The sequence below is a fragment of the Pontivivens nitratireducens genome (assembly GCF_011290545.1).
In the GTDB taxonomy this organism is placed as follows: domain Bacteria; phylum Pseudomonadota; class Alphaproteobacteria; order Rhodobacterales; family Rhodobacteraceae; genus Pontivivens; species Pontivivens nitratireducens.
Genome location: NZ_CP049811.1, coordinates 2,153,147 through 2,165,141 on the forward strand (window position 1 = coordinate 2,153,147; position 11,995 = coordinate 2,165,141).

The window sequence follows — 11,995 nt, forward strand, 5'->3', positions numbered from 1 at the left end:
GAGGCGTTACGGCGGTTCTTTTCAAATATCATCTCGTCAATGCTCGTGGCTATGGGTGCGGCCCTGACCGTAGGCGCCGCCTTCAGGGGTAAAGGGTCCGTCGCGGAACGTGACCGTGCAGCCCAGATGTTCGAGCATGTGCCCGATCACTTTGTCCGCGCGCAATACCAGCCGATCGTCGAGGATCTGACACGTCAAATGCCGGTTGCCCACATGCCAGGCCACGCGCGGCAGGTTCGCCGGATCGGCCGGAACCGCCTCCATCAATGGCTCATCGGCGGCGACGATGCGGATTGTCCGTCCATCGTCGAGCACAAGACTGTCACCGGGCCGCATGTCCTGCGCCTCCGCCAGATCGAGCAGGAAGGACAGGCCATTATCCGAACACATCGCCATCCGCCGCCGATACCGGTCGTCATAGGCGAGGGTCAGCGTGTCGGCAGGTGTGTCATGGGAGTGGGTGAGGTGGGTGGCGCGGGTCATTCGTTTTCTCGTTTGGAAGCAGTTATGGTGATAGCGCGTCCGTCGATCTGTAGTTGTTCGACAGCACGGAGTAGCGGTTCGGGATCTAAGATATCGTACTGTCCAGTTTGAACATAGCGACTGTAACTGGGCTCTGCGTGCCAAGCCGCAAGCCAATCAAAAAGGTCTTCGAACTCGTCTTCAGGAAGACCTGACGCAGCCCTTATCTTTATCCAAATGGCTGGCCACGACAAAGTCGACTCCAAAGCTGAAATCAGCTTTCGAAGCTTATGGCCCAAGTTCCGGTGGGCAAGCTCGGTCACTGTTTTTCCATCCGCACGCAAAAGTGCTTTCAAACCCAGCTCCCAAGATTGTCCGAGCAGTAGCCAGGTCGCCTTGGGATGTGGCACTTTCTGAACGACCCAACTTGTCTCAACCAGCAGCGCTCGTGCTGCGCGTGAAAACTCCCCCGAGGCTAATAGCATCGCTGATGCGGGACTACGCTCGCTCGCTTCTGGCTCTTGAAGACGTTTCAAAACATAAAATACCGCTGAGCCATCGGCAGAATCTCGGCGGGTTCGCAGGTCAGCAATTCTCCATCCGCGCGCACCTCGTATGTTTCCGGGTGGACCTCGATATCGGGGCAATAATCGTTCAGGACCATCGCCGCCTTGCCGATGCCGCTGCGGGTGTTTTCGACTGCCACGGTGCCCTTGCGCAGTCCCAGATGGTCCAGCTCCGCCGCCGCGCTGACGAAATGCACCGAGGCTGCCTCCTGCGCGCGCCCCAGCGCGCCGAACATCGGGCGGGAATAGACCGGCTGCGGCGTCGGGATCGAGGCGTTCGGATCGCCCATCTGCGCCATTGCGATGGTGCCGCCGATCAGCACCATTTCGGGCTTCACGCCAAAGAAGGCGGGGGACCACAGCACCAGGTCGGCGCGCTTGCCCTCCTCGACCGAGCCGATTTCGCGACTGATGCCGTGGGCGATCGCGGGGTTGATGGTGTATTTCGCGATATAGCGACGGACACGCATGTTGTCATTCTCGCCCGTCTCCTCAGGCAAGCGACCGCGCTGTTTGCGCATCTTGTCCGCCGTCTGCCATGTGCGGATGGCGACCTCTCCCACCCGGCCCATGGCCTGCGAATCCGATGCGATGATCGAGAACGCGCCCATGTCGTGCAGGATATCCTCCGCCGCGATGGTCTCTCGCCTGATGCGGCTTTCGGCAAAGGCGACGTCCTCGGGAATGCTCTTGTCCAGGTGATGGCAGACCATCAGCATGTCCAGATGTTCCTCCAAAGTGTTTACCGTATAGGGCCGCGTCGGATTGGTGGAGGACGGGATGACGTTCGCATTGCCGCAGACCTTGATGATGTCGGGCGCATGGCCGCCGCCGGCCCCTTCGGTATGGAAGGCATGAATCGTGCGGCCCTTGATGGCGGCGAGGGTATTCTCGACAAAGCCGCTCTCGTTCAGGGTGTCGGTGTGGATCATCACCTGCACATCCATGTCGTCGGCCACGCTCAGACAGGTGTCGATGGCCTGCGGGGTGGTGCCCCAATCCTCGTGCAGCTTCAGGGCGCAGGCCCCGGCCCTGACCATTTCGACCAGCGCATCAGGGCGGGCGGCATTGCCCTTGCCCGCCAGCCCGAAGTTCATCGGCAATCCGTCGAGCGCCTGCAACATCCGCCCGATATGCCACGGGCCGGGGGTGCAGGTGGTGGCAAGCGTCCCGTGTGCGGGCCCCGTGCCGCCGCCCAGCATCGTCGTGATCCCGGAATGCAGCGCATCCTCAACCTGCTGTGGACAGATGAAGTGGATATGGCTGTCGAAACCGCCCGCGGTCAGGATGCGCCCCTCACCGGCGATAATCTCCGTTCCCGGCCCGATGACGATGTCCACGCCGTCCTGCGTGTCGGGATTTCCCGCCTTGCCGATCCGGGAAATACGTCCCTCGCGCAGGCCGACATCGGCCTTGTAGATACCGGTATGATCGACGATCAGCGCATTGGTAATGACCGTGTCGGCAGACCCCTCGGCCCGGGTTGCCTGCGACTGCCCCATGCCATCGCGGATCACCTTACCGCCTCCGAATTTCACTTCCTCACCGTAGGTTGTCAGGTCTTTCTCAACCTCGATGATAAGGTCGGTATCGGCCAGTCGCACCCTGTCGCCAGTGGTGGGACCGTACATGTCGGTATAAGCGGCGCGGGAAATGCGGGTGGGCATGGGAATATCCTCTCAGATAGCCGGACTTGCAACAGTCCCAGCGGCTAGGGGCTGGCGTTGGCGGTACAAGCGCTGAACAGACAGCGTGACACTACGCCGAAGATCGCGGGGCAAGATACCGCCGGCCTGCGCAGCGTGCGGCGAGCTTGCGCAATCGAGAGCCAGTGCCATTACAGCGCCCCCATGACTTTTCCATTGAAACCAAAGACCTTGCGCGCGCCGCCATAGGGCACCAGCGCCACATCGCGCGATTGCCCCGGCTCGAAGCGGACGGCCGTGCCCGCAGCGATGTCCAGCCGCAGGCCCCGCGCCGCGTCCCGGTCGAATTCCAGCGCGGCGTTGGTCTCGGCGAAATGGTAATGGCTGCCGACTTGCACGGGCCTGTCGCCGGTATTGGCGACGGTCAGGTTGACAACGGCGCGCGCCGCGTTCAACTCGATCTCACCAGACGCAGGCAGGATTTCCCCCGGGATCATCGACGGAGCCACGCGAGGCCGGCGGCAATCGCGATGACGGCCAGACCCGCGATCAGCCCCTCCGCCCCGTGCGGATGGGCATGAACGACCGAGCCCCCATGTGCCAAAGCGGCACCGGGCAGGCTCGCGAGTATCAGGACGATGGATTTCATTGCGGTCTCCTTCACTTTCTCAAAATATCCTCGCCGAAGGCGGCGCTACCGGATGGGCTGGTGCACTGTCACCAGCTTGGTGCCGTCAGGGAATGTCGCCTCGACCTGAACGTCATGGATCATCTCGGCGATGCCCTCCATGCACATGTCACGGGTAACGACGCTGGCGCCTGCCTCCATCAGATCCGCGACCGAGCGGCCGTCCCGCGCCCCCTCGACCACGAAATCGGTGATCAGGGCGATGGCCTCAGGGTGGTTGAGCTTCACGCCCCGTTCCAATCGACCGCGCGCGACCATCGCGGCCAGACTGATCAGCAGCTTGTCTTTCTCTCGGGGGGTCAGGTTCATTTCGTCCTCACATATTCCAGACCCTTGGCAGGGGTGCGCCCCGCAGCCAGGTCAAAATCTCGATCAAGGCGGCCTTTAGCGGGCGGTAGTCCGCCGCATGCAGGCGAACGATCAACTGGCCGTTCCACGTGCTTGCCCCGCACGTTACGGTTTGAGGCAGGCGCGTGCGCAGCGGTTCCAACCTGTCGGCGGCATCCGGTGCGCTCAGAATGATCGTGGCGACGGCCCGGATGTCGCGCAAGGTGGCGGGGCCGGACAATACTTCGCGCAGATCACCGCTCAGACGGAAGGCCTCTGCCTGAACCAGTTTGCCATCGCGCCGGATGCGCCAGTGATCGGCGAAATGTGCATGGGTCAGCGTTTCCCCCATCGCGGCACGGCCCAGCACCAGCGCCTCGACCCCCAGAAAGGTCGCGTCGCCTGACAGGTCGATTTCGATCCGCCGGTCAACCGCGCAGCGTTCGAACAGGATCGTTTCCATTGGCAGCCAGTGCAGCGTCGCCCCGGCAGCGGCGGTCAGCACGGTCTCGATTCGTCCGCGACCACCACTGGCGCGATACAGACGCTCCGCCGCCTGCGTCGTTCCGGTGGCCGAAGCGCCCTGCCCGACCGACAATTCCCAGCGGAAGCGGTCGCCGCCCGTGACCCCGCCGCAAGTGTTTACGAAAACCGCCTCCGGCATTGCGCCATGGGTGCGCGGCAACATCACCTTGCCCGATCCCTGCTGACGCAAGGCTGTCAGCCGTCCCTCTGGTCCGAAGCCCACTCGCGCAAGACCGCGCGCCCGCTGGTGCGGCACGATCGGACTGTCGGGCGGACTGTCGGCAAGGTGGCGGAGCTGTTGCATTGCACAATATAAAGCAGGCGCGCGCCGAACTGGCAACGCCTTATGCACCTTTCGCGGCACTGTGCAGAAATCAGGCGGTGAGACGCAGAGGCGCGTCATGTGCAGGAACGCTTGACGCCCGGACGGACGTGTCGTAGCCCATCTGCACTGGAACGCGGGTGTAGCTCAGTTGGTAGAGCATCAGCTTCCCAAGCTGAGGGTCGCCGGTTCGAGCCCGGTCGCCCGCTCCAGTAAACCACCCTTACAACTCCATTCTTGTGGACGCGGTGCCTGCTGGTGCGGATCACAATCTGTGCCACAGCCTCTCCGGCATACGCTCGATGACCCAGGCGACGTATCGCCAACGGCGGGTGACCACGATGCGGCTGCGTCGAGCCTTCATTCCAGACAGGATCTGGCGTACGGCCTTGTCCACCGGTTGCAGCCACGGCACCTTGCCTTGCACGATGGCGGTATCGACATAGCCGGGCTGCACGTCGGTCACGGTGATGTTGCTGCCCTTGCGGACCGCATATTTCCGCAACCCCTCGGCATAGCGAGCCTGATAGGCCTTCGACGCGTTGTAAGCCGGCGCCGCCCGATCCCCCCGGCGCGACGCGATCGAGGAGATGATGACCAGGTGTCCCGCCCCCTGACCCAGAAAGTACCGCATCGCGGCGAGGGCCAGATGCGTGAAACCGATCACATTCACGTCGATCGTCTCCACCTCCGGCAGTGTATCGAGCGCCTTGTTGAACTTGCCGACACCGGAGGACAGGACGATCGTGTCCACACCGCCCATGCGCGTGATCAGATCGGCCAGCCCGGCCTCGGCCGCCTCGGGGTCGGTCACATCCATGCGCTGCACCTCGACCTTGCCGGGATGCGCGCCGGCGAGCGATTCCAGCCGGTCGATCCGGCGGCCTGTAATGCCGACGTGCCAGCCTTCGGCCAGCATCTGACGTGCCATTTCCTCACCAATTCCACTGGTCGCGCCGATTATGATTGCCCGCATCGCCCCTTCGCTCCACATTAAGATGGACCTTCCACATCAAGTTGTGATCCAGACTGTCTGGCAAATGGGCGCTGTTCAAGCTAGGTCATACAAGCCAGATCCGGTGAAACAGGTGAGGAACTGATCTTTGAATACGCATATCGCCGCGCCGCTGGCCCCCACGAAATTTTCCGATCCCGACATTACGGCCAAGGGCGAAACCCGTGCCGAAGTGGCGCTGATGAAGGCGGAGACGTTGTGGTTCAACACCGGGACGCTGTGCAATATCGAGTGTGTGAACTGCTACATCGAAAGCTCCCCCACGAACGACCGTCTGGAATATATCACCGCGGATGAGGTGAGCGCCTATCTGGACCAGATCGTCGAGCGCAAGTGGTCCGTGCACGAGATCGCCTTCACCGGGGGTGAGCCATTCATGAACCCCCAGATAATCGAGATGACGCGCCGCGCGCTCTCCGCCGGGTTCGAGGTTCTGATCCTGACCAACGCCATGCGCCCGATGATGCGCCCCCGCGTTCAGGAGGGGTTGCGCGAACTGCGCGATGCCTATCCCGGCAAGCTGACCATGCGGATCTCGCTCGATCATTTCCGGGCGGAGATGCATGATGAGGAGCGGGGCAAAGGTGCCTATGCCGTGACGCTGGACGGCATGCGCTGGCTGCGTGACGAAGGCTTCGCGATGGCCGTCGCCGGTCGCACCCTGTGGGGCGATAGCGAAGCGGACAGTCGCGCCGGCTATGCCGCTCTGTTCGATGTGGAACGCTTCCCCATCGACGCGACGGATCCCGGTCGGACCGTGCTGTTTCCCGAAATGGACGCGCAGGCTGACGTGCCGGAGATCACGACCTCCTGCTGGCGTATCCTGAACAAATCCCCACACGATGTGATGTGTTCGTCCAGCCGCATGGTGGTCAAGCGCAAGGGCGCGGACAGCCCTGCCGTACTGGCCTGTACGCTGCTGCCCTATTCGCCGGAATTCGAGTTGGGTACGACTTTGGAGGAAGCGGAACGTCCGGTAAAACTGAACCATCCGCATTGTGCGAAGTTCTGCGTGCTGGGCGGGGCCAGCTGCTCGGTTTGACCGTCTCGTATCCCACCAATATCGCGCCGAAGCCGCCGCGCAGGGTCAACGAGACCGTTCTCGCCTGGGCTGCGGTCGCGGTGACGATGATGATCTGGGCCAGCTTCCTGATCGTCACACGGGCGGCGGCGACGGCGCAGCTTGGCCCGGTGGATGTGGGGTTGCTGCGCTTCGTTCCGGCCGCACTGCTGTTCGCCCCGATCTGGCTGCGCCGCTCACCCCTGCCCCCGGGGGCGAGGCCAATCGAGATTGTCACCATCGCCCTGACCGGCGGATTCGCCTTTGTCTTCCTGCTCAGTTGGGGAATGCGCTACGCACCGGTTGCGGACAGCGGCGTCTTCGCGCCGTCGATGCTTCCGTTTCATGTGGCGGTGCTGTCGTTCTTTCTGCTGGGGGAGCGGTTCTCTCGGATGCGGATCGCGGGGTTTGTGATGATCCTCGCGGGCGCATTGGGCATCGGGGGATGGGACATCGTGCACAATGCGGACGCCGGGGCGTGGCCGGGGCATCTGCTGTTCTCGCTCGCTGCGATTTTGTGGGCCTGCTATACCGTCGCGTACAAACGCAGCAACATCAAACCGGTGGATGCGGCGGCGATGATCTGTTTCTGGTCGTCGCTGGCGTTCTTGCTGTTGTTGCTGGTGATGCCCAGCCGCATTCCGGCTACCCCGCCCTCGACCTTGGCGTTGCAGGTGGTGATGCAGGGTGTGCTCAGCGGGTTCGTATCCACGATGACCTATGGCTACGCGCTGTCGCGGATCGCGCCCAGCAAGGTCGCCGCCTGCGCGGCGCTGGTTCCGGTCATGGCGGCGGTTGGCGGTTGGGTGTTTCTGGGGGAACAGCTGGGCCCCGCCAAGGCATTTGGCATCGGGGTCGTGGCCACCGGAGTTCTGCTGGCCTCGGGCGCGGTTCGTGCACGGCAGCGCACCGCCGGATAATATCTGGCGGATTTCTCTCGATCCGGGATGCGTGGGTTGTCTGACAGCTAGACGGCCCGCGCCGCCAGTTCCTCAACCAGCAGGGAGCGCACGACCGCCATATCGACACCATTTGCCACAAAGGCCTCACCTATTGCGCGTGCCAGAATGAAGGTCACCTGACCGTCACGGACCTTCTTGTCCTGTGCCATCAGGTCAATCAGACCGTCCGCGTCCGGCAGATCGCCCGGAATGTCCGACAGGGTGGTCTTCATCCCCATTGTGCGCAGATGCGCGGCCACCCGGCTGGGATCCTCCTGCGCGCACAGGCCCAACCGGGCCGATAACTGGAACGCCAATGCACAGCCGATCGCCACGCCTTCGCCATGCAGCAAGCGGTCGGAATAGCCGGTCGCGGCCTCCAGCGCGTGGCCGAAGGTATGGCCAAGGTTGAGCAAGGCACGCTCGCCCCGCTCCTCCTCATCTCGCGCGACGATCCCGGCCTTCATCTCACACGACCTGCGCACGGCATATGCGCGTGCGGTAACATCGCCCCGCGCCATCGCGGGGGCATTCCGCTCCAACCAGTCAAAGAAACCGGCATCGCCCAGCAGTCCGTATTTCACCACCTCGCCATAGCCGGCGAGGAAATCGCGCGGCGGCAGCGTTCCCAACAAATCCATGTCCGCAATGACCAGACGTGGCTGGTGAAAGGCACCGATCAGGTTCTTGCCCCGCACGGAATTGATGCCGGTCTTGCCGCCAACCGCGCTGTCCACCTGCGCCAGCAGGCTGGTAGGCACCTGAACGAAGCCGACGCCCCGCCGCAGGATCGACGCGGCAAAGCCCGCCAGATCGCCAATCACCCCGCCGCCGAACGCCAGAACCAGATCGTCGCGCTCCACCTTGCGTTCCAGCAGCCATTCGACGGTGCGTTCCAGATTCGCCCAGTTCTTCGTCGTCTCACCCGGGGGCAGGATCAACGCCTCGCTTTCGATCTCCGCGCCAGTCAGCGCGGCTTGCAAGGCGTCGAGATGCAGGGCCGCGACCCGCTCCTCCGTCACGATCGAAATGCGCGGGCGGGGGAGCAGCGCGCCAATCCGCTGCGCCGCGTCGGCCAACAGACCGGGACCAATGACGATATCGTAACTGCGCGCGCCCAGACCCACATTAACAACCTCTGTCGAAGAATTGATAACATTGTTCATTTTTCTTGCTCCTGCTCTATGGCGCGCAGGATGCGGTCCACCATCGTCTCATGATTTGCGCCTGCTGTGGACAGCACGCGCACGTCCGCCTGCTCATAGAGCGGATAGCGTTGCGCGATCAGCCGTTCCAGCACCTGATTTGCGTCCTGCCCGTCCAGCAGGGGCCGTCCAGGCTTGCCAGCGACCCGCGCGTGCAGCGTGTTCAGCTTCGCGTCCAGCCAAACGGACAGTGCATCCTTTTCGATGGCGGCGCGGGTCTGCGCGTTCATCCAGGCACCGCCGCCGGTGGCGATAACCTTGGGCGCGCCGGTCAACAGCCGCGCGATCACCCGCCGCTCACCGTCGCGGAACGCGCCCTCTCCCAGCGTGGCGAAGATCGAAGGGATGTCCTGGCCCGCAGCTTCCTCGATTTCATGGTCGGAATCCACGAAGGGCCTGCCCAACCGCGCGGCCAGTCGCTTGCCCACGCTGGTCTTGCCCGCACCCATCAGACCGATCAACACGATCGAGCGTCCGGGCGCCGGGTCCACGACTTCGTTCATCACGCTGACCCCCTCTACTATACTACCTCGACCGGCCGGGCCTGCTGGACCCTGCCGCGCCATCGCGTTAGCATCTGTCAAAAATGAGGCGTCCGGGCAAGGCACAACGCGAAGTCCGGGCATGTTGCACACAGGCGGGGGCCCCATGGGCAAAGTCATTTTCTACCTTATCGTACTGCTATTGCTGATCGTCGCGGGATTCGCGGTCTATTCCGTGATCGTACCGCCCGCCGCGCCCACTGCGCCGGTGGAACTTCAAATCGACCTGCAAGACGGATCGTGACGATGCGCGTCGGCGCGGTCGCTGCGATCGTCGGATCGCTCATCCTGGCTCTGCCGCTGATGGCGCAGGAAGCCGTGCCTCAGACCGGGGCGGGTGTGGATCAACAGATCCTGCCTGAGATCGACGGCACCGCGCTGGGTCTGCTGCCGTCGCGGGCCACGGGGCTTCCGACGGATCTGTGGTCATCCAGCACCTCGTCGCGTGTGGTGCGCGATATTCGTGCCGTCAAGGGCACCGGAACCCCCAGCGCCCGCGCCTTGTTCGAGCGTCTGCTGCTGGCCGAGGCGATCCCGCCTGAGGGGGACACCGGCGACGTGCTCGCCGCGCGGATCGAAGCGTTGCTCGAACTTGGCAGCCTGGACGCGGCGGAGGCGATGCTGGCCCGCGCGCCCGTAACTGCCAGCGATGCGGAGATCGTGGCCCTGGCGCTGGATGTCGCGGCCCTGACCAACCGGTCCGCGCCGGCCTGCGCACGCCTTGCCGCGCGCCCCGGCCTTTCGCCGGGTCTGGCCCATACCATCTGGTGCAAGGCCCGGCATGGGGAGTGGCCGCTGGCGAAACTGACACTGGATACCGCCGTGGCGCTGGACCAGTTCGATCCCGTAATGGCCGATCACCTGCATTGGTTTCTCGACAGTGAGGCATTTCCCCCCACGACCGAACTGCCGCTGCCCGAGCCGATGACCGCCCTTGCCTTCGCCCTGCGCGAAAGTACGGGACAGGTCCGCGCCCCCGGTCCGCTGCCTTTGGCCTGGATGGATGGTGATCTGACGGGGAACCGAACCTTGCGGGCGCGCATGGCCGCGGCGGAGGCGCTGGCCCGGGGCGGAGTCCTGCCGCCCTCGGTGTTGTTCTCCGCCTACCGGGCGGGTTCTCCGGCAGCTTCGGGGGGCATCTGGGGCCGCGCGCAGGCCGTCCAGGATTTCGACGCGGCGCTGCGCTCGAACAACACTGAAACCGTGCTCACCGCCCTGCATGAGATGGACAGCCTGCTTGCCCCGCTTGGCCTGCGGGCCGCGGCGGCGCGGGAATACGGCTCCGCTCTGGGTGCAATTCCGGTGGGCGAGGCTGACGATCTGGTTGCCCAATACATGCTGCTGGACGGACGCAGCGCGGGTGCGCGCGCGTGGATGCCGGATCCCGCCCCCTATGCCGACCGCGTGGCCTATGCGATTCAGATGACGCCGCCCGCGCCCATGCCGGACGAACCGCCGCGCCACGATCGCGACATCCTCTCCCGCGCGATCTACGATGCGTTTGACACAGCCATCGAGGATCCCATCGCCCCCGGCGCCATCGGCAGTCGGCTGCTCGACGCGCTGCGCATTCTGGACGCGGGCACCATGGTCGAGACGGACGACCTGCGCCGCGCGCTGATTCTGCTGCGCCGGGCCGGGCAGGACCGTTTGGCCCGTGCCATCGCGGTCGAGACGTTGTTCCTCGGGGATCGGGGATGAGCCATACCGGCACAGCCGAAGGTTGGCTTCGCGCCTTTCTCGATACGATCCGGGCGGAGCAGGACGCCGCGACCAATACCCTGTCCGCCTATACCCGCGACATCCGCCTGTTCATGGATTTTCAGAAGGATCGCGCCCCGGTCGAGGAGGCCACCCGCGCCGATATCGAAGCCTTCCTGAGCGCGCTGGACTCCCAGGGCATGGCCACCGCCACCCGTGCCCGCAGGCTCAGCGCGCTGCGGCAGTTCTACCGCTTCGCCTTTGTCGAGGGGTATCGCAGCGATGATCCGGCCGCCCTGATCCGGGGGCCAGCCAAGGCAAAGCGGGTTCCCGACTCCCTGACCATGGCGGAGGTGGACGCCCTGCTCGCCGCCGCGCCACGGGTCGGGCGCACCGAAACCGACCGCTTGCGCAATACCTGCCTGATGCAAATGCTCTACGCCACGGGTCTGCGTGTCAGCGAACTGGTCAGCCTGCCGGTCGCCGCGGCGCGCGGTCGCCCGCGCATGATCCTGATCCGGGGCAAAGGCGGGCGCGACCGCATGGTCCCCCTCTCGGCAGATGCGCATGACGCCCTTGCCGCATGGTTGACCGAACACGACCGGATCGAGGAGGCCCGCCCCCGTGGCAAGCCCCCCGCCCGGTTTCTGTTCCCCTCACGCGGGAAATCCGGCCATCTGACCCGCGTGAGCTTTTTCCTGACGCTCAAGCAGATCGCCGCGCAGGCCGGCCTCAACCCTGAGAAGGTCAGCCCGCACAAACTGCGCCACGCCTTCGCCACGCACCTGTTGCAAGGAGGCGCCGATCTGCGGGCGATCCAGATGCTGCTGGGCCACGCCGACATTTCCACGACCGAAATCTACACCCACGTACTGGACGAACGACTGCGGGCCCTGGTGTTGGAGAAACATCCGCTGGCTTGATGGAATGGCAAACTTGACGGAATGGCAAACCGGGCCCGTGGCGGCCCCGAATTCGCGGCAGAGCAGACACTC

15 protein-coding genes and 1 tRNA gene are annotated in these 11,995 nt (G+C 64.3%); 6 read left to right on the forward strand and 10 right to left on the reverse strand.

Annotated features, from left to right (window positions below):
* Positions 1-36 precede the first annotated feature (36 nt).
* From G8E03_RS10680 to G8E03_RS10710, 7 genes are all read right to left on the reverse strand, one after another.
* Complete coding sequence (locus G8E03_RS10680) at positions 37-483, reverse strand: urease accessory protein UreE (RefSeq protein WP_166191500.1); 447 nt, start codon at positions 481-483, stop codon at positions 37-39.
* Positions 480-998 carry a hypothetical protein gene (locus G8E03_RS10685; RefSeq protein WP_205793065.1) on the reverse strand — a complete coding sequence of 173 codons (519 nt, stop codon included), beginning with the start codon at positions 996-998 and terminating at the stop codon, positions 480-482. Before G8E03_RS10685 ends, G8E03_RS10680 begins: the two co-directional genes overlap by 4 nt.
* Positions 995-2,695: an urease subunit alpha gene (gene ureC / locus G8E03_RS10690; protein WP_166191506.1), complete on the reverse strand. Its 1,701-nt coding sequence runs from the start codon at positions 2,693-2,695 to the stop codon at positions 995-997. Before ureC ends, G8E03_RS10685 begins: the two co-directional genes overlap by 4 nt.
* Before the next feature lie 170 nt (positions 2,696-2,865).
* Positions 2,866-3,171 (reverse strand): urease subunit beta, encoded by a 306-nt coding sequence (locus tag G8E03_RS10695; RefSeq protein WP_166191509.1) that lies wholly within the window; start codon positions 3,169-3,171, stop codon positions 2,866-2,868.
* Positions 3,168-3,323, reverse strand: coding sequence for a hypothetical protein (locus tag G8E03_RS10700; RefSeq protein ID WP_166191512.1), 156 nt, complete (start codon positions 3,321-3,323; stop codon positions 3,168-3,170). The genes G8E03_RS10695 and G8E03_RS10700 overlap by 4 nt, the downstream gene beginning before the upstream one ends.
* Positions 3,324-3,368: 45 nt before the next feature.
* Positions 3,369-3,671: an urease subunit gamma gene (locus tag G8E03_RS10705; protein ID WP_166191515.1), complete on the reverse strand. Its 303-nt coding sequence runs from the start codon at positions 3,669-3,671 to the stop codon at positions 3,369-3,371.
* Positions 3,672-3,678: 7 nt separating this feature from the next.
* Positions 3,679-4,518 (reverse strand): urease accessory protein UreD, encoded by an 840-nt coding sequence (locus G8E03_RS10710; RefSeq protein WP_166191518.1) that lies wholly within the window; start codon positions 4,516-4,518, stop codon positions 3,679-3,681.
* A gap of 154 nt (positions 4,519-4,672) precedes the next feature.
* On the opposite strand from G8E03_RS10710, the gene G8E03_RS10715 reads away from it, so the two are divergent.
* Positions 4,673-4,748, forward strand: a tRNA-Gly gene (locus G8E03_RS10715).
* Positions 4,749-4,801: 53 nt separating this feature from the next.
* On the opposite strand, the gene G8E03_RS10720 is transcribed toward G8E03_RS10715, so the two are convergent.
* Entirely contained in the window at positions 4,802-5,512 is a 711-nt protein-coding gene (locus tag G8E03_RS10720) for an SDR family NAD(P)-dependent oxidoreductase (RefSeq protein ID WP_166191521.1), read from the reverse strand.
* A gap of 127 nt (positions 5,513-5,639) precedes the next feature.
* On the opposite strand from G8E03_RS10720, the gene G8E03_RS10725 reads away from it, so the two are divergent.
* Both G8E03_RS10725 and G8E03_RS10730 read left to right on the forward strand, forming a co-directional pair.
* A complete protein-coding gene (locus G8E03_RS10725) occupies positions 5,640-6,593 on the forward strand; it encodes a radical SAM protein (protein ID WP_240910332.1) in 954 nt (317 codons plus the stop codon).
* Positions 6,548-7,531, forward strand: a complete 984-nt coding sequence (locus G8E03_RS10730; protein ID WP_205793067.1) for a DMT family transporter — start codon at positions 6,548-6,550, stop codon at positions 7,529-7,531. The genes G8E03_RS10725 and G8E03_RS10730 overlap by 46 nt, the downstream gene beginning before the upstream one ends.
* Positions 7,532-7,578: 47 nt before the next feature.
* Here G8E03_RS10730 and aroB read toward each other — a convergent pair whose 3' ends face one another.
* Entirely contained in the window at positions 7,579-8,718 is a 1,140-nt protein-coding gene (gene aroB / locus G8E03_RS10735) for a 3-dehydroquinate synthase (RefSeq protein WP_166191527.1), read from the reverse strand.
* The gene (locus tag G8E03_RS10740; RefSeq protein ID WP_166191530.1) at positions 8,715-9,260 is read right to left on the reverse strand and encodes a shikimate kinase; all 546 of its coding nucleotides are present in this window, start codon (positions 9,258-9,260) and stop codon (positions 8,715-8,717) included. The genes aroB and G8E03_RS10740 overlap by 4 nt, the downstream gene beginning before the upstream one ends.
* A gap of 145 nt (positions 9,261-9,405) precedes the next feature.
* Between G8E03_RS10740 and G8E03_RS10745 the strand changes: the two genes are divergently transcribed.
* Genes G8E03_RS10745 through G8E03_RS10755 form a run of 3 tightly spaced genes read left to right on the forward strand, consistent with a single transcriptional unit; the run spans position 9,406 to position 11,923 of the window.
* Positions 9,406-9,543: a hypothetical protein gene (locus G8E03_RS10745; RefSeq protein ID WP_166191533.1), complete on the forward strand. Its 138-nt coding sequence runs from the start codon at positions 9,406-9,408 to the stop codon at positions 9,541-9,543.
* Positions 9,540-11,000, forward strand: a complete 1,461-nt coding sequence (locus G8E03_RS10750; RefSeq protein ID WP_166191536.1) for a hypothetical protein — start codon at positions 9,540-9,542, stop codon at positions 10,998-11,000. Before G8E03_RS10745 ends, G8E03_RS10750 begins: the two co-directional genes overlap by 4 nt.
* On the forward strand, positions 10,997-11,923 hold the full coding sequence (locus tag G8E03_RS10755; protein WP_166191539.1) for a site-specific tyrosine recombinase XerD: 927 nt from the start codon (positions 10,997-10,999) through the stop codon (positions 11,921-11,923). The genes G8E03_RS10750 and G8E03_RS10755 overlap by 4 nt, the downstream gene beginning before the upstream one ends.
* The last annotated feature ends 72 nt before the right edge of the window (positions 11,924-11,995 follow it).